The 22,912-nt window shown below is 47.5% G+C and carries 12 protein-coding genes; all 12 read right to left on the reverse strand.

Features of this window, described 5'->3' with window-relative positions; all coding sequences use genetic code 11:
• Positions 1 to 31: 31 nt before the first annotated feature.
• The 12 genes from HF312_13235 to HF312_13290 all read right to left on the reverse strand — a co-directional run bounded on the left by HF312_13235 (position 32) and on the right by HF312_13290 (position 22,882).
• On the reverse strand, positions 32 to 2,161 hold the full coding sequence (locus tag HF312_13235) for a DNRLRE domain-containing protein (protein ID MCU7521177.1): 2,130 nt from the start codon (positions 2,159 to 2,161) through the stop codon (positions 32 to 34).
• Between the two features lie 133 nt (positions 2,162 to 2,294).
• Complete coding sequence (locus HF312_13240; GenBank protein MCU7521178.1) at positions 2,295 to 4,571, reverse strand: glycoside hydrolase family 92 protein; 2,277 nt, start codon at positions 4,569 to 4,571, stop codon at positions 2,295 to 2,297.
• 90 nt (positions 4,572 to 4,661) lie between these two features.
• The gene (locus tag HF312_13245) at positions 4,662 to 5,780 is read right to left on the reverse strand and encodes an ROK family protein (GenBank protein ID MCU7521179.1); all 1,119 of its coding nucleotides are present in this window, start codon (positions 5,778 to 5,780) and stop codon (positions 4,662 to 4,664) included.
• Positions 5,770 to 6,963, reverse strand: a complete 1,194-nt coding sequence (locus HF312_13250; protein MCU7521180.1) for a sugar MFS transporter — start codon at positions 6,961 to 6,963, stop codon at positions 5,770 to 5,772. The genes HF312_13245 and HF312_13250 overlap by 11 nt, the downstream gene beginning before the upstream one ends.
• Positions 6,964 to 6,999: 36 nt before the next feature.
• The gene (locus tag HF312_13255; GenBank protein ID MCU7521181.1) at positions 7,000 to 8,877 is read right to left on the reverse strand and encodes a peptidyl-prolyl cis-trans isomerase; all 1,878 of its coding nucleotides are present in this window, start codon (positions 8,875 to 8,877) and stop codon (positions 7,000 to 7,002) included.
• 26 nt (positions 8,878 to 8,903) lie between these two features.
• Positions 8,904 to 9,980: a GntR family transcriptional regulator gene (locus tag HF312_13260; protein ID MCU7521182.1), complete on the reverse strand. Its 1,077-nt coding sequence runs from the start codon at positions 9,978 to 9,980 to the stop codon at positions 8,904 to 8,906.
• Positions 9,981 to 10,041: 61 nt separating this feature from the next.
• Positions 10,042 to 12,066 (reverse strand): sodium:solute symporter, encoded by a 2,025-nt coding sequence (locus HF312_13265; protein ID MCU7521183.1) that lies wholly within the window; start codon positions 12,064 to 12,066, stop codon positions 10,042 to 10,044.
• 88 nt (positions 12,067 to 12,154) lie between these two features.
• Positions 12,155 to 14,221, reverse strand: a complete 2,067-nt coding sequence (locus HF312_13270) for a T9SS type A sorting domain-containing protein (protein ID MCU7521184.1) — start codon at positions 14,219 to 14,221, stop codon at positions 12,155 to 12,157.
• 79 nt (positions 14,222 to 14,300) lie between these two features.
• The gene (locus HF312_13275) at positions 14,301 to 15,467 is read right to left on the reverse strand and encodes a hypothetical protein (protein ID MCU7521185.1); all 1,167 of its coding nucleotides are present in this window, start codon (positions 15,465 to 15,467) and stop codon (positions 14,301 to 14,303) included.
• Between the two features lie 60 nt (positions 15,468 to 15,527).
• Entirely contained in the window at positions 15,528 to 18,497 is a 2,970-nt protein-coding gene (locus HF312_13280; protein ID MCU7521186.1) for a T9SS type A sorting domain-containing protein, read from the reverse strand.
• A 109-nt stretch (positions 18,498 to 18,606) separates the two neighbouring features.
• On the reverse strand, positions 18,607 to 19,614 hold the full coding sequence (locus HF312_13285; protein ID MCU7521187.1) for a PorV/PorQ family protein: 1,008 nt from the start codon (positions 19,612 to 19,614) through the stop codon (positions 18,607 to 18,609).
• A 55-nt stretch (positions 19,615 to 19,669) separates the two neighbouring features.
• The gene (locus HF312_13290; GenBank protein MCU7521188.1) at positions 19,670 to 22,882 is read right to left on the reverse strand and encodes a hypothetical protein; all 3,213 of its coding nucleotides are present in this window, start codon (positions 22,880 to 22,882) and stop codon (positions 19,670 to 19,672) included.
• Positions 22,883 to 22,912 lie beyond the last annotated feature (30 nt).

A 22,912-nucleotide genomic window follows, 5' to 3' on the forward strand; every position in this document is an offset into this window, starting at 1 on the left:
TTCCACCAGATGATTTTTATAAATTTCAGCGTCATTTGAGCAGGTTCATTTTAATTGAGCTCAAATAGTCGGGGGCCTTCATTGTAAGTATGTATATTCCGCTCGGGAGTGCGCGTCCTGCCTTATCCTTAGCATTCCATGTAAACCGGTAAGTGCCCGAGGGCTTAAACGAGTCTTCAAGGACAGAGATTTCCCTACCCATTATGTCATAGACCTTAAGGCTTACGTGTCCGGCCCCGGGTGTGCTGTAAGTAATTTCCGTAGCCGGGTTAAAGGGGTTGGGGTAGTTTTGTTCCAGCTTATATTGCGCCGGGACTGTATTGCCGCCATTTACAACCCCGGAAGTATTATTCTCAACCACAATCAGTTCCGGCATATCGGAGCTTTCGCGGGAGAAGAAGTCGACCGTGCGGTTAAAGGCAGATTTGTCCTTTATCAGCAGGCTAATGACTGTGTCGCCCGAGGCAACAGCCTGTTTTACTTTTTCTGTCAGGTTCCAGGAGTAATAATTCCCGGTTTTATTTATTGTCATGCATGAATCCATGAGGCTTTCTGTTACAGAGGGGACATTCCGCCACTGTATATCGTATTCTTTCCAGCTGCCGCCTGAAAGAAAGTAGACAAAAGCTCTTGCGCGGTTCCCGTCGGGAAGGCTGCCCGCCTTCATTTTAAGCGTTACAGAAAGAGGGTCTGCCTTAAGGCTTTTAATATTAAACTTAATGTACGATCTGCACCTGTAGGAGTCGCTCGTTCCCTCAAGCACTTTTAAGACAGTTTCCTTGCCCATGTTTTTGCTTGAGTACATGAGCCCTCCCCTTACGTAGCTATCCTCAATTGCCTTAAGGCTTACGGGAGCCTCATCTTTTTTTTTGAAGAGTGCCTTAACTTCGCAGTCGCGGTCCATAATAAGGGTATCTTCAATAAAGCTTCCGTTTTTTTCTCCCGTCCACTCCTGCAGTTCCCATCCCTCCTGGGGCTGAGCGGAAATTTTAACTACCGTATTCTCGTTATACACTCCCCCCGGAGGATCGAGAATTACCTGTCCCAAACCGCTTTTGCCCGTAATAATATCGCACGTAGGGTTAGTCTCGCCATAAATTGCAGTAATAGATTTATCGTAGTTCATAATAATTGTATCGGGATTACTGCTGCCGCTTAAGCTGCCATACCACCTGAGGAATTTCAAGCCGTTATTGGGGATAGCTGTAACCTGCACAACTTCGGCAGAATCGTAAAAAGCTTTTGAAGGGCTGAGGTTTATTGTGCCATGGCTGCCCGGGTCTACCTTCAGTTCGTACTGGTTTTCGCTTGAAAGCGGGTAGAAGGATCTTAGGACAGTATCTTTAGTTACTGTATAGACGTAATATCCGCGCGTGTTGCCGGATCCCAGCTGGAAGCTGAGGGCGGTATTAAAATATACCAGAATTCCTTTATCCATTGCCTGGCCGTTTACGTGCTGGTGGCCCGCAACGTAGTACTTTACGTTGTGCCTGTTCATCAGGTCAAGCACTTTAGATCTGTATGAAGGGCCTATATTAAAGTAAAGGCTGTCCTCGTTCTGTCTTGCCTCAAAGACGGGCACGTGTGCCGTTACAATTTTAATGGGGAAATCTTTGTTGGCGGTAAAGAAAGAGTCCATTTCGGCCAGCTGGTTCATGGAGCGTGCCTTTGCAAGCGGGTCGTCTGCAATATATGCCTGGGTGTTAAGCACGTAAAAAGCGGCCAGGTTTTTATACGTAAAGCCGTAGTATTCCCTTTTAGCGGGGCCCCTGCCGTAATTGTGCGCAAGCCACTTATTAATTGAAGTCATTGTAACCGAGGCCGGTGTGGTTCCGATGTCGTGGTTGCCCGGCATGGGGTACCACGGGATAGCGGTAATCATAGCCTGGTCGAACATGTCGAACTGTCCTGTGTTTCCGCTGGATTCTATGAGGTCGCCGCCGACCAGTATAAGGTCCGCCTGCCGTCTTGAGATTCCGTTTAAGGCTTTCTTAATCCAGTCGGCAGGATAGAGCGCCTCGCCGTTATAGTCAGTTTTTCCGAAATGGATATCGGAGAAGAAGGCAAACTTCAGTGTATCTGCTGAGGCCTGGCCTTTCAGCTGGCTGCAGTTTGCCAGTGATAGCAGGCATAAAGCAGCTGTTAAAAAATATTTACGCACAATTATTCTCCAGAATGTATTTCAGCCAGAAAATATTTCTGCAAAAAATTAACCGGGAACAGGCAACCTGTACCTGCTAAAAGGAGTTGTTACTTTAGGACAAAAGTAAATCGCCCATCCCCGGTTAAATTCATTATTTCAAAGTGCTCATTGATGGTATTGCAGCTTCGGTAGTATTACCCCACTGCTTGTTAGGCCTGGGGCCCATTTCGAGGACGAGGCTTCCGCCGTCCTTAATGTCCGAGTGCTCAAACCATGGAATTGTAAGAGGCCTGCCGTTAAGCTGAGCCGACTGAATGTATTTATTTTTTGCCGAAACGTTTTTAGCTTCAACAGTAAAAGTTTTATTGTCCCCCAGATTGAGTGTAACCTTACTGAACAGAGGGCTTCCAATGTCGTATGTTGGCCTTCCCGGTGTAACGGGATAAAAGCCCATGGCGGTAAAAATATACCAGGTTGAAAGAGCGCCGCCGTCTTCATCGCCGCAGATTCCGAGGGGGTCGTCGTCGTACCACACGTTCATGAGTTCGCGGACGCGTTTCTGAGTCTTCCATGGCTGGCCGGCATAGTTATAAAGATAAGGTATATGGAAGCTGGGCTCGTCGCCCATTGCAAATTCGCCAACAAGGCCGGTGGCATCGGGGAACTGGCCGAGGAAGAAAAACTTCTCGGTATTAAGGGGCTCGTTAAAGAGCTGGTCGAGTCTTTTAAGGAAATTATCGCGTCCGCCCATGAGGTTCATAAGCCCTGCCACGTCGTGCTGAACGCTCCAGGTGTAAGTCCATGAATTGCACTCTGCGAAGTAAGCGCGTCCCCCCTGGCCGCCGGAGAGTTTGGGGTCGAAGTTGGGCACCCAGTTGCCGTCAGCCGTCTTGGGCGACATGAATCCGGTAGCCGGGTTGTAGAGGTTAGCGTAGTTATGGGCCCTTTTCATGAAGTACTCATAATCATCTGTTTTTCCCAGGGCCTTTGCAAACTGTGCAAGGCACCAGTCGTCGTAGCAGTTTTCAAGCGTTACGGCAACAGCCTGCCTGCGTTCAAATGGGTGGACTTCCTTAACCCATTCCTTCTGACCTTCGGGAAGCGCCGGGAAGAAGCCTTTTGTAAGATAAACGTCGTCGAGCTCTGTCTTAGGTCCGTTAGCCCAGGGAAGCAGTGTTGCCTCGCAGGCATTTTTCTTCAGGCCTTCATAAGCCTTCTCAACGTCAAAATCCTTAATTCCCTTGAGGTATGCGTCAGCAAAAATTGAAGCCGCGTGCTGCCCTATCATGCATGCGTGGTCGCCCCTTAAGAGGGGGAAAGAAGGCATCCAGCCGCTCTGCTCGTACATTGAAACGTAGCTGCGGAGCTTGTTGACCTGCATTTCGGGGCTGATTAAAATGTGCAGGGGGTGCAGGCAGCGGTAAGTATCCCAGAGCCAGTCGTCCACATAAAAGCTGTGTCCGCCGTCTTCGTGTATCTTATGGTCGTAGCCGCTAAAGTATTTTCCGTATTCAGAAACATTAACCATTCTTTCGTGGGCCCTGTAGAGGGCTGTATAGAAAATTCTCTTTTGTTTTTCAGTGCCGCCTTCGACTTTAATTTTTGCAAGTGTATTGTTCCATATTGTGCGCGCGCGGTCTTTAAGATTAGAAAAATCCCAGGCCGGAATTTCTCTTTTCAGGTTATCCTCTGCCTGATCAAGGCTTATGTATGAAATGCCGACCTTAACGCCTACGGTCTCACTTTTGCCGAAGGTGTAGTTTACAAAGGTTCCTACGTTTTCGCCTTCAGCTGAAGTGTTTTTATTGCTTACCGTTTCACCCGTATATGTTCCGGAAGACTGGAAGGGGTGGTCGAACTTAGCATAGAAGAAGTAGCGTACGCCTTCATCGTCCTCGTAGCCGCGGATAGTTGAATTATCCAGTATTTCAACTCTTCCTTTTTTCTGTGCCCTCAGGATTATGTGCGACTCCTCAGGCCTTGTAAAGGTGAATCTGAAGAAAGCGGAGTGCTCCGTAACGGTGTATTCAGCATTTATGTCGTAATCTTCCAGTCCTACCGAATAGTAATACGGTGTAGCCGTTTCATTGTCGTGGTCGTACATGGATGCATAATCGGACTTTTTAAGCTTCAGGCTGCCTGAGGTAGCCATAATGCCGAAGGCATCTGCAATCCTGTGTGAAGTAATGTTAAGCGGAAATTCATTTATTTTATCGGCAAGGTATTTGTCCAGCGAGGTGCCCTTAGACGGGGCGATACGGATCATGCAGTTCGGGAGCTGTACTACGGGCAGCGTAGGCTGAAGCATATGCCCAATGCCGCCTATATTGGGGTCCACGTAATCAACCAGCTCTTTAGGCGTCTGTCCGTACAAAAAACTTCCTGTCAGAATAATCAACAGTACAGTAATTATTTTTTTTCTCAGCATAATAATTCTCTCAAGATACAATTAGAAAATAAATTTGTTTATCGGATGAAATTTCTTCTTTATCATCCAGCCGCAATGATGAAAACTTTTTCAGGATTTTTTCTGCCCTGAATCCAGCTGATTGAGTGCAAAGGCGTAAGCGCCTACAGAAACTGCTTTGCTGGTACCCATCTTTGAGATTCCGACTCCCAGGCGGCGCAAGGGATCGTATGTTACGGTTCTGCTGCTGCCCGGGACCTTAATTTCCTTTTTATCTCCCTTAAGGAAGGCTTTAAGCTCATTTTCATCTTCCAGGTTAAATGTTTTAACCGCAAGGCGCGGGAAGCATTTGCCCGAAGGGAGCAGATAGTTTGAGTTCATCTCTTCTACTATTGCCGGGAGGAACAGTTTATGCGCGCCTGCAATTCCGCCGCCTATTACGGCAAGGCCGTCAATGAGTGTAAGGGCGTTTGCAAGAGCGTCGCCTACAACCTCGGCCATCTGTCTGAAAGCGTATATTGCCGCGCCTTTATTGCCGGGCATTTTTCCTTCTGCAATTTCATAAATTTCCCTCGGTTCGGGGGCGTCTTCGGGGGCTATATGAAGCGATTCCGCGTAAACTCTTCTTACGGCGCGTATGCTTGCGCCTTCTTCGGCATTGATTGAAGGGTTGATCTTATTCCTCAAAAGCCATATCTCGCCCGCGCCCGAGTTATCGCCCGTAAAAAGCTCGCCGTTACGGACTATGCCTGCGCCGAATCCGGTGCCCAGTGTTACGCCAAAGAGATTGCTGAAGCGCTTGGGGCTTCCGGCTTCTTCAAGAAGAGAGTTTACATAGGGAAGAAATCCTGCTATGGCCTCGCCGTAGACAAACAGGTCGCCGTCGTTATTTATAAAAACGGGGAGCTTAAATTGCTCTTCGAGCATGGGTCCAAGAGCAATTCCGCCCCTGAAGGCCGGGAGGTTGCCCAGGTCGCCAATTATTCCCATCGGGTAATCGGCAGGGCCGGGGAAGGCAAAACTTATTGCCGATGGCGCATAAGGAAGGCTTTCCCTTACTTTGCTGAACCCGTTAATAATGTTAGAGAGGCAATGGCCCAGGTCGTTTCCGTTTGATGGAAGCGTTACAGGGCTTACAATTTCTTTATTTGACCTGATTGCGGAGAATACAAAATTTGTACCCCCGGCATCCAGCGTCATAACTATACGTGTGTCATTTTCAAGCTTCAATTTTAATCTCCTCTTTTATATTTTCTGCAGATACGGCTGCGGGTTTCTGTTTCATTGACCGGAAAGCCAAAAAGCTCAGGTATACGAATATCAGGAGCGGAACCGTGAGTGCCAGCGCCACAGAAGAGCTTGCAATAACACCCATTAAAGCCGGTATTATTGCGCCGCCTGCAATAGCCATAACCAGAAGTCCTGAAAGCTCGTTGCTTCTTTCGGGAATGCTGTCTATGAGAATTGAGAATATGAGCGGGAATATGTTTGCAAATGCAAGTCCCGCGACAAAGATTGAACCGAGCACGAACCACTCAACAGGGACAAATATGCCTGCAAGAGCAAGTACGCCTATAACCGAGCTCCAGACGAAGAATTTCTTGGGTGAGAGGTAGCTTAATATGATAGACCCCAGAAGCCTCCCTATTGCAAGCGAGGTCATAAAGAACCCTATGCTGATGGTGGCAAGTTTTTCTATATCCATGTTAAACTGTGTCTGGAGGTGTTTTGCAATCCATGAGGCCACGCCTACCTCGGCTCCCACGTAGAAGAAAATGCCTAAGACCATGAGAAGGACGTAGGATCTTTTCAGGAGTGCAAAGCTGCTTTTAATGCTAGCCCTTGGCTGAAGGCTGCTTTTTTCTGACGGCTTTACCTTAAGCATTGTAACGCTTATAAGCGTAATTACAACTACAACCGCGTAAATAAGGAATATGCCCTGCCATACAAATCCCAGCGCAACAACCAGCGGCACAATATAAGGCGCGGTGTTGGAGCCGATGCTTTTAATAAACTGCGCAAAAGTGAGATTTCTGGAATACCTGCCTTCGGCAGAAACATCCCTCATCATCGGGTTGCCTACAACCTGGAGGGCGGTAATTCCAAGTCCTATAAAGAAAATTGCGGCAAGTACATATTCGTATCTTGAAGTGCTGAATACCGGAACCAGCTCTCCTGCTAAAATAAGGCTCAAGGACATAATGAGTAATTTTTTCTGTCCCAGTTTATCGACCAATATGCCGAGGGGGACTGAAAAAAGTCCGAATGCCAGAAAACCAAAGAAAGGCAGGAGTCCCGCAACAGCAGGCGCCAGGCTGAACTCTTTAGTGACAAAACCGACAAGCGCTCCAACGGCATCTCCAAATCCCATGATGAAGAATACCAGAAAGATTGGTAAGGTTTTTAACTTCATTTTAGAAAGTCCTGATATATTTGAAATAATTAGTTGTTAGTCGCGTTGTCTATTCCAAAGATCCTGAAACCATTTCTCTTCATGATTAATATCAATTGCCATGGGAACAGCGGACCTGTTAGGAAAATGAGATTTCCTGAGGAGCATGCTGCCTTTAATGAGTTCAACTTCTTTTAAGTTATCTTTGCTTATATATATTTTATAATTTCCCAGTGATCCGGTTATGATCTCCTGAATCTGCAAGTGGAGTTTTTCCTTCAGCATTTGAGCGTGAATATCCTGGCGGGCCTCATCCAGAGTTTTGAGTCTGCCGGTTTCAAAACCGAGCAGTTTAATAACCGCGAACTTATTGTCATCCAGTTTAATTGGAGCGGAAACCTCTCCGGGTTTCATTGAAAAGGCGGTTTCCCCCAATTTTCCCCACGTATTTCTTGCAACAGCAATTCCCTCGGGGGATTCGCTGCCACGGGGGGCCTGGCTTGAATACCCGGCTGCAAGTTTTTCAATATCTTCTCCCTGGCTGATGCGCATTGAGAGGCTTTGTGCCAGTTTTTCATCGCCTACAATAATTTCTCTTATGCGGCACAGATCAGGAAGGCGGAACATGGAAGGATTTCCAGAGTACCAGTTCTTCATTTCATCCTCACTTATTTCAGTCTCCCGGCCGAGTTCGTGAAGATATATCTTCGAAAGCAGGTCGTCCTTCCACATTCTTGTCTGTTCTTTCACATAAGCTGATTTATTACAGCCTTTTTTGTACCCGTCGCTCATAACGGTTTCCGTAATCACAACGGTACGGATGAGGTAAGAAAAGTCGTCTTCAAATTCTTTTTTTGAGCGGTAATTCAAAAGGTAGGGCCCGAAGCGGAGCTTATCCCAGAAGTCCCCCACGGTCCAGAGGCTCCCGTCCTGAAACTTCATGAACGGCTCACGGAGGCTGCCGGATATGTCTGAAGGCATATCTTTGAGCTCCTGGTTAAGAGCCTCAGGAAGCTTTGCCTTTTCGCTGAATTCAAGCTTGGATGAAAGCGCATTAAGGACGAATGAGTAAACCTTTTTGTTTATTGTAAACTTTCTCTGCTCCATCAGGCGGGGCATCACGTTCTTAAATTCAGATACAGTTTTTCTTTCCCTTAGTATTTTTTCAATTTCGGGCGTCCAGTAGCTCAGGCTCTGCAAAGAATATTTAGGGTGGGGAACGGCTTTCCTCAGGTTAAATATATAGTATTTGCCGTCTACAGGAACAACGCCGCTTGTCTGCCCTTTTTTAAGGGAATAAACTAATTCTTCAACTTTGGGAAGTGCTTCGCCGAATTCAATTTCCTTGGTTTCAAGGAGGGGCTTGCCATCCTTTGTCTTAAAGGAACCGGGCTTCTTTCCCTTTTTAATTTCACCTGAAGCTTTCATGGCAGAATTCTCATCCGGGAAGACGAGGTAATCCACAACTCTTTCCTCTCTAAACCTGGGATAAGCTTCTGCAAGCTCGCCGGGAGTGATATTAACCTTATCTGTTATCTCCTTCTGCATCCAGTTTTCATAAACGGCTTCTTTTTCGTACTGGCTGAGGGTTCTTTTGACATTAAGGAGAGTATCGAACCCCCTTTTTGACGCGTAGTCCGATAGAATTTTCCCGGCAATTATTGAAGCAAGCAGGTCCTGCTTCCTTTCCAGATCCGTAGAAAACTCCCTTAGCGCAGGGGCAAAATTAAGCCTTTCAGAAAACTCCCGCATTCCCACACTGAGGTCACCAATGCGGAGTACCGGGCGGTCCTGATCCTCAGATTCATTGCGGGCAGCCGAGGAATCCGCAGCCGGCAGATTATATTCCGGGGCTGCGGCTTCAGCTGATGCTGCTCTGAGGCATGAATTCGAAAGAACTATTGCCGTCAGTATTGATATTTTCAAAAGCTTCATTTATTCCTGCACCTGCTTAATATACTTTAGTCTTCCATATAGTAGCCGCCCTTCTGGTCAGGCAGTATTAACTTGGGCTCTAATCTCACCCTGACCGAAGGGGCGTCGGGGTTTTTCATTTTTTCAATCAGGATTTCGGCGGCCTTCATTCCTGCCAGGTCGTTAAACTGTTCAACAGTAGGATAATAAGGCTGATCATAGCTGTTGTTGTAGCCGAAGATGTGGCAGTTAGGCGGTATTTTAAGATTCAGTTCCTGCAGTCTTTTATGCATGTCGGGAATCATTGTATCGTGGTTCAGGCAAACGCCGATATTTTTATGTGAGGAGCTTATTGCATTCAGGTTTTCAATAAACTCCTCCAACGGCAGAATGATGCCCTGGTCATTGCCGTAAAGCACGTGAAGGGCTTCCTTGTAGCCCATAAGTTTCTCATCCGACGAGGAAACGAGGACAGAAGTATCGTTTGCCGGGACGAAAATAATTTTATCGCAATGCCTGTTGTATTTCAGGTAAGAGCATACCCTGAACATTGCGTCCCGGTTATTGATTATGACGTAGTCAGTATCCAGGTTCTCAATAAAGCGGTCGATGAGCACAAAAGGAAACTTATTATTCTTCAGTTCCACTATGTGCGAATAATCGTCGCGGTAGTGGTCCTCGAGGAATATAATCATGCCGTCGACGTTGTGCGACATGAGGTTTTCCACGGTTTCCTTTTCTTTCTCGTGGCTCATATTGGAGATGGAGACCAGGAGCCCGATATGCTCTTTTTCCAGGGCCTTGCGCACGCCGGAGAGAATATCGAGAAATATTCTGTGGATGCTGAAGTCCTTTGGAATAATGAGCGCCACCTGCTTGTTCTTCTGTTTCGGGTAGATCCTGTTTACATAGAGCCCCTTGCCCTGGCGTTTTGTAATCAGGCCCTCCTTCTCCATTTCGATCAGCGTGCGGTTGACAGTTGCGTAGCTGTAGCCTATATTCTGGATAATGTCTCTGACCTTTGGCAATTGGTCATTTTGTTTGAGACCATTCTTCTGAATAAATTCAAGCAGCTCTTCACGCAATGCTTCGTACTTCTTCATAGAGTTAGCTTTTTCTTTCAATATTATTCCCCTCAGTATTTATTTTACTTTTGTCCGTATTCATTTTAGTAAGTTTTTTTTATTAGTCCTGCAAATCCATCTGCCCGGCGGCCTTTACGGCAGCCGTTTCAATTAATTTCTCAGCCGCTAATACATTGTCTTTTTTCGGGAGGTTCCTGTACCAGAACCAATACATCCCTGAAAGGCAGACAGCAAATATTGCAGATGTAACAAAAAATTCATTGTAGGAGCGTACCATCAGCTGCATGGGCAGGAGGAAAAGTGTAATCTGCCAGCCCAGCGTAAAAGGTACAGCAAGTATGTCGTTCCTGTGTTCTTTTTCCATTTTTTTTCTTACCGGCGCCTCAAGCCTGTTCTTATAAGGTTTCCACAGCCCGAAGGGCCTTGTTTTGCGGTAAAACTCATTTATCACGGCGTCCTCGGCAGGCGGAGTCAGGTAAGTGCCCGCAACGGTAGCGGCAAGTGAAACGACCGAGACAATCAGGAACTGCTGCCATTCGAGCAGTCCCGGGAAGATCCTTGTCTGCAGTACCGCAGTTACAATTCCGACGGCTGTTCCTATTGCAAATCCGCTTCCGTTATAGCGCCACCAGTAGAATTTAAGCAGCGCGGGTACGGCCAGGCCGCCGCCCAGCCCCATAATAATCCATCCCCAGATCTGGTTAATGCTGTGGACGTTATAGGCAAGTACATAGCCCGCCGAGACCAGCATTATTGTAAAGGCGTAAGTTGCCCAAAGGAGTTCCCTGTTGCCGGCCTTAAGGCGCATATAGCGCTGGTATATGTCGCGCGTAAAATAAGCCGTTGTCATGTTTACGCCGGAATTAAAGGCTGAAAGTGCGGCCGCAATAAATGCGATGAAAAGGAAGCCCCTTATGCCCACAGGGATCTGGAACAATATGACGGCAGGGACAATTCTTTCTGTATTTATTGTGCCGTCGTAGCTCAGGAGCGTCAGTTTCGACTGCCAGTCGTCGTGCAGAAGGTTTTTAATTCCGCTAATCAGTTCGGGTGAATAATGTGCCGGCGAATTCATAATGCCTGTAAGGGCATCTGACCAGTGCTCGCGCGAAATGCCGGGGACGTACTGTTTAATGAGCTCTGAGGTCTGCAAAAGCACGCCCTGGTCGGGGAAGAAGCTGTTGACCAGGAAAATGCCCAGGACCGCAAAGCCGATCATCATGGGCCAGCGGAACATCATAAGTGAAGTCCACAGGAAACTGAGCGAGCCGCACTCGCGTTCGTTTCTGGCGCCGAAATACTTAGGGTCGGCCCCTGCGGTGGATGCCCCGATAAAGACATTTCTCAGTAAATAAAAGAACGCAAAGAGTGCCAGATCCTGATAATTTTCATATCCTTTTGGCATTGTAACATTCCATTTGAGCGAAGACTTAGCCCACTCGCTGTTGCCGGTTACCGAGTGTGCCAGCTGTGAGAGGTCTGCCCCGGAGTCTGAAATTTTCATGAATGCCATTACTGATATCAGAATAATCATTGAAATAACGATTACGGACTGGAAAAGGTCCGTAAATACGACGCCGTAGAACCCGGAGATCATTGTATAGACCGTGGCAACAGCTATCATCATAAGCGCGCATTCAGCCGGTGAATAAGGCAGGAACATTGAAGTAAACATTCCGAGCGCCTTAATGAGATAAGCCAGCATTCCGATTGTGGTAACAATAACCGAAATTGCCGATATGAGTCTTGCAAAGCGTCCTCCCCAGTTGTTGCCGAAGCGGAATTCCATCCATTCGGCGCCTGTCATGCATCCGGAGCGGTAGTGCCACTTGCCTGACCACAGAAGCATAAATGTAAGAACGAGAACGGCTCCGCCCCTGAATTCTATGTAGAGTCCCCGCGGGCCGAGCATATAAAGGAACGACACTATCAGCATGGTTCCGGCCATGTCTATATATGAGGACATACCGGAGATTCCCATAGCCCACCACGGGAGCTTGTTTGCTCCCAGGAAGTAGTCCTCCAGGCTTCCCGAGGCCCTTCTTTTCAGGTAAAGGCTCAGGCCCACAAGGACAGATAGGTATAAGGATATAACTATGAAATCAACAGAGTTCAAGTGCTGCATAGTTTATCCTTTTAATACCGGGGCTTTTTATGGTGCCATTCATATAAATATTTATTTTTCCTTTGATTTAATTTTCGGCAAAAGTTCTTCACCTGAGCAGGAGCATTTTTCTGCTTTGGAGCAGATCCCTGTACTGCAGGCGGTAAAAATATATTCCGCTGGGGGCATCGGCTCCCTGGCTGTTCTTTCCATCCCATGAAATCTGGTACGATCCGGCATTCATGTAAGAGGAGACCAGTGTTTTAACCTTCTGCCCCATTATGTTATAGATGCTCAGATCCACGTTATAGCTGTCGGGAATGGAATAGCTGATTACCGTAGTCGGGTTAAAGGGATTAGGGAAATTCTGAAGCAGCTCAAAATTTTCCGGGAGAATATTACCCCTTCCCTGCAAGCCCGAAAAAGCGGCATCGGATATCTTCACAGAATAAACTGAAGCCCCGGGGGTGCAGGTTTTTATTCCGTCTTCAATGAAGACATAAATTGTATCCCATCCCTGGTTGAAATAAGATTTTGTTTTAATCTGAACCGACTGTCTGTTTGACTCGTCGTGAATATGAATATCGCCAGGCATCCAGCGGAAGAGCTGTGTCCTCTGCCCCTGCATGGAAGAAGAGACCGACACAACAAATTCGTTGCTTACTTCAAGCGACAGCATCAGGTCAGCTGAGCCGCCCGAGAGCTGGAGGAGCTTATCCTTCGGGAATTTATATGCTATTACCTGGTTTTCGTCGGCGCGCCTCTGCTCTGAATAGGACGTACCTGTAAGGCCGGGGACCAGAAAGTCAAGCTCTTCCTGGGAGTTATTTGTAATAAACTTCAGGAATCCGGGGTACCTGTCGGGTAAAATGCTGCTTAAGGGGAATTCCTTATCCAGCATCTTTTTTCCCTGCCCCACGAGCCACATATAGAAATCCGTTTCAAGCCCCTCATAAGTAACAAAGGTGCTGGCGCCAACGGGGGGATCGTTCGTGACCTTAAAGATTGCGGTTCCCTCGTCAATTTCATCAAACATTGCCTGATAGATCATTGTAGCGCCGGCTTTTATATCTTCATAATACTGTTTCCAGAGGAACTGCCCCTTAAGGCGCGGTATCTGGTTTGAAGGTGATTCCGGCTTCATATTATGCCAGCTGAAGCCCGGGAAAGCGACGGGCAGGTATTCCTTTGCGTTTTTACTGCACCAGGCTATATCGGGGGCGGTAACGTTCTGCGTGAACTCCGTTACGGCCTGCGGGGAGTTATATCTTCCAACAAACCAGGGGCTTACGATATCGGCCTTCAGTATGATCTTGTGCACGAGGCTGTCGTTAAGGCAGTCCTGCGAAAGTGTTCTCCAGTAAGTTGGAACGCCTACCATAACGGTGTTGCCGCCATATACGGGATCGTTCTTAAGAAAATCGATGAGTGTGGAGCATTCCTGGAGTGAATACTTTCTTCCGTCGTTAAAGCCTATGCCCCAGACTGCAACTACAGGTTTACCGTTATGGAACTGGTAAGAGCTGTCCTTTGTCACCTTCATCTGGTCTATAAGCCTTTTCCAGTCGTTAATAACATACTGCATCTGACCTGCCTGCAGGCCTGAGAGGTCGTACATTACAGCAAAAGTTCTGCCGTACTGGTTAGCTCCCGCGCGGCAGCTTTGGAGCACGTTATTAAACTGGGTGTAGCCTGCAGAAGTTGTTGATTTAACTTCCGCCGCAAATCTCTGAATAAAAACGCCGTCGATGCCGTAGTCCTTCATCCATTTGAAATGGCGGACAACGGATTTTCTGTTCTGCGAGCTGAAGACATATGCGGTGCTGCCGTCGGCATGCAGAAACGAGGTGGCGTATTTTTCGTCGGCATCAAGGTCCGTTACGTCGGGCCAGAGGTCTATCTTGCAGCTTCCGGGTGCAAAAGTGCCAGTCTGTGTGTAATGGTACCATCCCCTTTTAATGGCGTCGCTGGGGACAGCAAACCAGCCCTGGTAGCCGCACATGATCTTGCCTGTAAGGCTCTCAGCCTGATTCGTGAGTGTAATTGGGGCAGGACCGGAGCTGCTCTTTTCATCGGCATTCTGGTAAAGCCCGGGCCGGGTCTGAGCCTCTGCATCCGCCGCTGCTGATAAGAGCAAAGCGGCAAAAAAAGCATATTTAACAAATTTATTTTTCATAAAACAAATATGTATTAATTATAAAAATGACTTATACAATCCTGCAAGTTACGCTATTTCCCGTTCAGGCGCCTCAATTTCAATTCTGAAAATCCTTCCTGAAATTTTCAAGAATACCCAGGTATCCCGTCCCGTAGCCGTGGTACCAAAAGCCCTTAGTCAGTTCAAAAGGCTTTTGCGTAGGCATAGGGGATTCACTTACCGGTTCTATCTGAGAGTCCTCGTGCCATTCATTCCAGGAGGTTACCACAAGAACTTTCAATGGAACGGTTTGATTTTTCAGCACTGTTTTAGCTGAGCTTAAAAAGTTCTTAAAAGTATTAACGCTGTCTCTGGGAATAACCGGGTGCTGCATTTCCTTTCTGACTCCAAGGTCGTTAAAGCCCGGAAGAACATCAACCCAGAAACTTTTTGAGCTCTTATTTACAATATTCATCCACGGGTCGTAGAGTTCGGATTTTGTTCTGTTAACAAAGTCCGCTGCGTTCGACACCCAGCTCTGGCTTACATGCGGGTTATAAGCCGTAACGGCTTCCATATAATTAAGGTGCGATTCAGAGAACTGGTTCCAGTATACCTCATCGCCCACGACGTAAAGGCCGTCAAATCCGCGGTTTTGAAGCAGAGTGTCGGCGCTTTCAAAGAGTCTTTTAATGTCGCCCTGCATGGTGCGGGTAAGATAAATATAAAGCACCGGTTTGTTGTCGATTTTTAAGTAATTCGGGCTATTGAAGTGGTTTTTGGCCATATAGTCCAGATTACTTAAAAACCGGGTGATATAGGTGTCATTTACATTTATCGGCACACCGTCCTTGGGTTCATATAAAAGGCAGTATCCCATATTTTTCCGGAAGCCGGAATTTTTCAGCTGTCCTTCAAGTATCACGTTGTCTGTTGAGCTTCCCTGTCCCCACCAGCTTTCGATCCAGAAGTCTATTCCCGCCTGAAGGCTCCACTGAACGTGCCGGGAAATTACATCCTGGTCGATACAGTCATATTTACCCAACAGGGGCATCTGCTGCGGCTGAAGGTTTTCCCTGAGGTTATCGCCTTTCCAGTGATCCTTATTTGTGTACCAGGGGTAGTAGCACACGCCGATTAAGAGGCGGTTATCTGAGCTGGAAAACTTCATTTCAGCATTCTGAACATTTTCCTCCTGTTTTTCGGGAGCAGCAGGCGTATTTTTCCCGCAGGAGATAAATCCTGTTAAAAGTCCAAGCGTCAATATTGCAAGTAAAGTTCTCATTAAATTCCAAATTAAATAATGCAGGGCGGGCCTTTCGGCCCGTCCCGCACAAGGAGTGATTTATTTAAGAAGCATCAGCTTTTTAGAAATCACCTTATTATTGAAGTGGATAGTATAGATATACATACCGCTTGAAAGTTTTTCTGCATTAAAGTTAACAGAGTGCATTCCAGGTGTCTGGAATGTATTTACAAGTGTAGCAACTTCCTGACCCAGAATGTTGAGAACCTTCAGCGTAACGATACCGCTTTCAGGGAGCTGGTACCTGATAGTGGTTGAAGGGTTGAACGGGTTTGGATAATTCTGGTCGAGTGCGTAAACGTTCGGTCCCTTAGGATCGCGTACACCTACGATGAGTGCAGAATCGAGGCCGAGTACGCCTATCATTACGTGCTTAATGAATGTTGCATTGTCGCCCTTGCCGCTAACTCTGAAGTCATGGCCGCCGTTTTCACCGTTTGCGAAATAAGCATCCGGGAGGTAGAAGGTATGCATTTTCCACTGGTTGGTACCAAGGATCATTGCATCGCCTGCGCCGTTTGCCCATGTGTTATTGGTAGCCTGATAGTTAAGAGCAACGCCGCCTGAGCTTAAGGTATCGTAATATTCAATAGTTACAAATACTTCTTTTGACGGTTTGCCCTGGTACATAACAGTATCGGCGATTGCATGGTAGAAGTAACGACCGCCTGTGCCGTCAACGATTGAGTTCTGAGAGCACCATTTTCCGCCTACGAATACGCTCTTTGTAATGCCATCTGACTGTGCATCGGCAGCAGAGACCATATAGCTTGTTGAATCGCCCCTGTTGATATAATAGTCGGCAATACCAACTTTGACCTGGTTGAGGATCATGTTCATTTCATCGCTTTCGATCCTGAAGTCGGCTCCGCCGTTTTCGCCGTTATTGAACTTTGCGTCTCTTATTTCAAAGATTGCGGTTTTCCATGTACCGGTACCTGTATGGCTGATCCATGGTGTGCTTGTATAAGCCTTAGTGTTGCCATCGTACTGAACTCTGAACTTACCGGTTGTAGGCTCATCAAAGTATTCGAGCTGTATGAAAAGGTGAGGATGATAACCGTTTTTGATTACGTCGTCGCTGACAGCCAAATAAGCATATTTGTTTTTAAGAAGGGCGCAGCTTTTTTCACCCTTGCTAATGATATCAACAGCGCCGTCGCCGGTTTTTTCAACCTGAGTTATGAACTGTTCGAAGTTCTTCTGACCGAAGTCCATAATAATGCCCTTATCGACAAGAGGAATCGGTTCGAGGCTGAGAGTTCCCCAGGCTTCATCGTCGTCATTAGGAGCGCCGAAGGAGAGTCTGCCGCTGTTTTCAGCAATACCGTCTGCGTCGTTTATAGTATAACCGAAGAGCGGGTTGAAATTATCCTGATCGTTATAAACGCCGGGGTTAAGTGTAACGCCGTCTTTAATAAGGTCGAGCGGAATAGAAGCTTCAATAACATAACCGGTTTCGGTTTTTTTGACTTTTCTAATTATAGTGTTCGGCAGAGCTTCGCCGGTCTGTGAAGTTGAATGTTTCCAGAGGCCTGCAGCAGCTTCGTCGGCCGGGAGGAAGATGAAGTTTTCGCCCTTTCCGTAGGTTGCATCATCTCTTTCAGGTATAGGTTTGCCGCCGACAATATTATGGAATACGTCAACATAAAGGCCGATACCGTCTTTGCCTTCCCATGTGCTTCCGTTAACGTTAACGACGTTATCTGTAATGTTAGCGCTTACATAGAAGTTTAAATCATCCCAGAAGCATTTTACTTCACCCGAAAGGTCCTTAGGATCCCAGAGGCCCGGTTTGCCCGGGTCAGTAACGCCGGGTTCGCCTGTTTCAGCCACAGGGACGTTTTTGCCGTCGAGAACCCATGTGCGGTAGAATTCGTCGGTTCTGAAGCCCAGGGCGTCGGTTTTGGTCTCGAGTTTGCTGCCGACCTTCTGCCAAGCCCAGTCCTTGAGGTCGCCGTCGATGGTCGGGGGCTCAAGAGCCTTATAGCTGGCGAAAACACCTGGATCAGGAATTGGCGGCAGAGGGGCCTTAGGAAGAAGGCCTACCATAATACGGTTAACTGCAATAGTATTAGGCAGGTTGATCTGGAGGCGCATGTCGGCCTTGCCGTTTTCCCTTCCTGTAAACTGAGCGTCATTTAGTTCAAAAGTAACTGTGCGCCAGCTCTTCCAGCCTTTTGCATAAACCCATGGTGTGCTCTTATAAGCATTTGTAGTAGCGTCATACTGAAGGCGGATCTTGTTAGTGGGATCCTCATCCCAGTACTGAACAGAAACAAAAAGATTCGGGTGAGCCAATGCAGGGTCTGTTCCATAGATCAGGGAGTCGGCCACGTCGATATAAAGGTAGTTGTCCTGAACCAGTGTAGTAACAGCCTCTTCGCCGTCTTTTACAACGATCTGTCTCTGGCTGTCCTTACCCGGGCGCTCAGTCATGTTAAGCCCAAGTGAGTCATTAACCGAACCCCATTCGAAATAATAATCGATAGGCACAAGGCTAAGGCCGTTGATGTGCATCTTGCCGTTGGTAACGAGCCTGAAGTCGGCACCGTGAGCCTGGCGGTGACCGAAATAAGCGTCATCGAGATAGAAGCCGAAAGACTTCCACTGGTTTGTACCTGTTGTCTGAATTGCAGTACCATATTCCTTATTGGCATTTGCGTCGCCTATAGCATCATAGACGAGTTTTATTTCAACGCCCGGTTCATCGTAGTATTCGACGTTGACAATAAAGAACTTGTTTGTTGTCAGCTGGTAGAAGAACGATTCATCCAGCTGGAAATACATAGCGGATTTAACATTTTCGGAGCAGTATTCTGTTCCGAGTTTGATTCGATCCTTAATTTCTCCGTCTTCACCTGTGCCGTTGGCAACAAGCTTCATGTAGCGGCCGGGCAGATTCTTTCCCAGGTTGATTGAAATGCCCTGGGCAAAGATTTCAGATGTACCGAAAAGAAGTATGAATAATGCCAATCCGGTAAAGAACATTTTGAAATTTTGTTTCATAATGACTCTCCTGAAACTAGTTTGAAAATAGTGAAATATAACAACTCCTTACAAGAACTCTTTTTTACCTGGGCCCGTTGTCCCGCGGGCCCGTTTTATATATTTTTTTTTAGAAAGCGATTTTAGCGCTGAACTGCTGCACGGAACCGAAATTTTTCATTTTAGCATATGAGTAATCGACGCCGATGCCGCTATGCTTAACGCCGACGCCGAGAGTAAGGCCTTCCTCGCTGTCTTTAACGAAGAGCGACTGGTAGCCGGCCCTCAGCATGAGGAATTCAGAAAATGTATATTCAAGGCCTGCGTTCATGCTTTCGAAGTTATCGTTGGGGTGTACATAATCGGCAGCAAGGACCAGGTTGTTCATATCAGATTTTATGACGTGATAAGCGACTCCGAAGCGGAGGATCATAGGCAGCGACCATTCTTTTGTATGGAGTTCGGAGATCACGCTTGTGTTGTTGCCGTCTTTAGTAGGGTCTATATCTGTCAGGAGCATAGCGTCCACGCCGGTCATCTGAAGTTTGGAGCCCATGTTAGAAATTGACATTCCGAGCTGCAGGCGGTCCCATGGAAGGGTGTAGAGGACGCCGAAATCCATAGCAATTGCGTCTGCGCTCATGTGCCAGATTCTGCGCTGTATATATTTGAAAGATGTGCCGAAAGAGAACCTGTCTGTAAGGCTTATGCCGTAGCTGAGGCCGAGGGCGACGTCGGCGGCGTCGAATTTTGTGCCTAGGCCTTCTGGTTCTTCAACGGTTCTGAACTCCATTTCGGGAGTTGAAAGGGATGTTACTGAAAGGCCGAAGCTTCCGGCCCCGCCCGTATGGACTACAGCGCCTGCATAGATAAAATCCATGCCTGCGATCCACTTTGTATAGTTGAAGTTAACTTCATTTTCACTAAAGCGGTCGAGTCCGGACGGGTTCCAGTACATTGCTGTAGCGTCGTTGGAGATTGCAGCAAAGGCGCCTCCCATTGCAGTAGCCCTTGAGCCCACGCTGAATTCAAGGAAAGGCGCTGCGGTAGTTCCCCTTTTGGACTGAATGTCGCCTGCAAAAGTGCCGATGTTTAATGCAAGCAGAATTGTTATGGTACTAAATAATTTCGATTTCATGCACCTGCTCCAGAATAATATTTTTGTTGTCATGTTTACCGTTCCTCATCCCAGATTAATTGATGATTGCAAAGAGGCCGATTTTCTGACCGAGCTCTTTTGCATCGATGTGATAAACATAAATTCCGAATGCGACTTCAAGTCCCTGCTCTGTTGTAAGGTCCCAGAACTCAGAGCCGTCGGACATTGCGCCGCTGTGGTCAATTGTTCTAAGAAGAACGCCGTTCTGCGTAAATATCTTAATTGTGCATTCTGCCGGCAGATGCGTAAAGGATATCTTGCGTTCACCGCGGCTGTTAGTGCCGGTAGCCCTTTCCCAGGATGCTGCCAGTATGTAAGGATTGGGAACGACTGCAACGTTATCGAGCATTGTCTTATTGCCCGGTTTGAGCAGTTTGCTGGCAGTGGTTGAAAATGTGAATTTGTCTTTTGTTGTAAACGGCACTTCAGAAGTAAACTGGTATACGTCACCCTGCTCCGGTTTGACAGATTCCGTGGATGAAGCGACCATATTAAGCAGCCAGGGGAACATGTATTTGCCGTCGCGTGTCTTTGTGCCAATATATAAAGGTTCGTTAATATCCCACTTGCCGTTCTTTGTGAACAAAGTCTCCTTCAGGTAGCAAGGCACTTCCTCGCCGGTCTTTGAATCAGAAACCTTGAAGTAGGTATCCATAACGGCGGTTGCCTGAGCATTAGAGAAGGCCTTACCTATTTTGCTATCCGAGAATTCGATATTGAAGTTGACGGGGAAGATGATCTGCTCCGTGGTGCCGTAGTCTATTCTGACTTCGGTTGTGGCTTTTGAGCCGGGTTTCCAGCCGGAGCCTGTATTGATTGCAAAAAGCGAAGGTTTGGCGTTTTTGAAGTTTACTGCCATACCGCTGAAGATGCCGCTTGTCCAGGTTGTGTCGTACTTTTTCCATTCGTAAGTGGTCTGATGGCTTTCGGTATCAACCGGGGCGTACATAAATGGAACGGGCTGGTTCTGAATTTCATATTTATTGGCCGTAAGGTCGAGTATGGAATATGAAGTGGCAAAGGGTATTCCGATGCCGGTTTCGATGCCGTCCTTTGCTTCAAAACTTACTTCAAAGGTATGGTCTTCGGGCAGCTTATCGGGGTCAATTACGGTTACAGAAAGGCTTCCTGTTGTTGTATTGCTGACGTCCTGTTTAACCAGTGAATTCTGGATGGAGCCGGGGGTGTAATTGGTGGCCTGGGCATTAGGAATTACCACCGCCACGTTTTTGCTTATATCCTTAAGCTCGCCGTATTCCTCGTTAGTCACGATCTGGCATTCGGAAGGGGTCATGGGTGAAAGCCCGCGCTCATCCATGCCTTTATAATATCCCTTGTCGTAGGATACCACGGCATAATAGTAAGTTACACCGTTCTGTACGTTGTTTGAATCGATATAGAAATGTTTTATTCCGGTATCGTAGCCCATATTGTAATGAATGCCGGCGCTGTACTGGTCGCCGAGTTCGGCTCCGAGTGCAACGGGGTGAATTCCCTTGATGCCGTCGTTAAGGTCGAACTGAGCGATGGGGTTTTTATAAACTTTGCTTCCGTAGGCATCAGTAATTACCTGCGCCTCGGTCATCTGCGGGTTAGTGCCGCGGTAAATCCTGTAGCCTTCAAAGTCCTGGCCGTAGACCGGGTCGAGCGATTTTTCAGCAATGTCGTCCCAGTATAAAGTAACCTTCTTGTTGCCGGGAATTGCATGAACAGTAGGAGTAAGAGGCGGCTTAGTAAACCTGTAGTCGTTGTTGTAGATTTTCTGGGCCGTCTGTGCGTTTCTGAAAATGGTAACCTTGTCCTCGCCGAAAATCCAGCAGACGGAGAATCTTTCAGTCTGTTTGAGGTCGAGCTTAAAAGGTCCGGAAGCGAATACCCACATATTGTTTGAGTTCTGTGCCGGGGTTTCAAAAAATCCTGGCTGGATGCAGTTCCAGATTGCCTCATCGTCGGCGGCATGCATAGAGCCGTAGGCCGGCGAATAGAAAGAAGTAAGTCCTATCTGGTCCGATTCATCCTTATCGGTTTTACCGAAGTTAGGTTCTCCCTGGTCAGGCCTTCCGTTGCCTTCAGTTCCGTCGGCATCGGGTCCGGTGTAGTTAGGGTCCATGGGGCCGATGCCGTCGCTTCCGACGTCATCTACCTCCGCCATCCAGTCGCCGTCTTCGTCGCCGGACCAGTGCATTTTAGCCGGTCCGTAGTTACCGATTGAGCCCATAGCATAGACGCCGGCGTCGTTATTTCTTTTTTCGTCAATGAGTCCGTCGTTGTCGTTATCCGTTCCGTCGTCCGGGAATCCGGGGCTTTCGAGGTATTTCCAGCCGAGGTAGCCCGGAAGAGTAAGTTTATAATTATCCCAGTTCTCGGTTCTGTTGTCGTTATCCCAGGCGAAGACGAAGTTATCGCCCTTTGAGTAACCGGAGTTATCGTCGGCGTCACCCAGGCCACCGGGGTGAGTATCGGCGAAGGCACCGAAATAGATATTCCTGTCGTAGACGTTGTCTGAAACGTTAGAGACCTGGAAGTGTATAAAGACCTCATCCTGAGCCAGTGGGTGAGCCCACTGGAACATTCTTGTTTCAACCTGGAGACCCAGGCCGCGGCGCGTAGTATCGCTTGCAAAAGGATAATAAGGGAACTCCGAGTTATAGGAGTCGTCCATTACATACATGCATTCCTGGTCGGAGCTAGCCTGGTCCTTTCCAAAATAACCGTTCCAGTGGCCGTTCCATGAGGCATCCTTACCGGGCCATGAGGGGGGGAAAGTAGTCGGGTCTATTACATTTGCAATTTCACTTTTTGTATCGATCTGGCCAGTAACGGGGTTAACGCGGCGTCTTTTATCATTGGCGTAACCGGGCAGAGGGTTCCAGAAATATTCCACGTTGGTTGCCGATTTATCGGCAAAGTCCTCATAGGATTCGCTCGCGATATGCAGTTCCTGTCCGTCCTTGCCTGGCACGTCTGCTGCAACGAGTATAGACATCTGGTGTACGTGGCTGTGGCCCGAACCGGTAGGCCAGGCGCCGGATTTGGTTTTATTGCCGACCTCGCCGAAAGTGCCTTTATTTTCAATTATGGATTCCACGCGGTTCGAGGCCAGCGTGAGTCTTTTTCTCTGAGTTCTTTCGCCCTTTGCGGGGTCGAGGAATACGCCTCCGCCGGTCTGAGCAAAGATGTCTGCACTCAGAAGCAGAAAGAAAGCGGCAGCAAGTCCCGAGAGCATTACAGATGACATTTTTTTCATAATTCAATTCCAGTTTAATTTTATTTGATA

The sequence above is a fragment of the Ignavibacteria bacterium genome, assembly GCA_025612375.1.
GTDB lineage: Bacteria > Bacteroidota > Ignavibacteria > Ignavibacteriales > SURF-24 > JAAXKN01.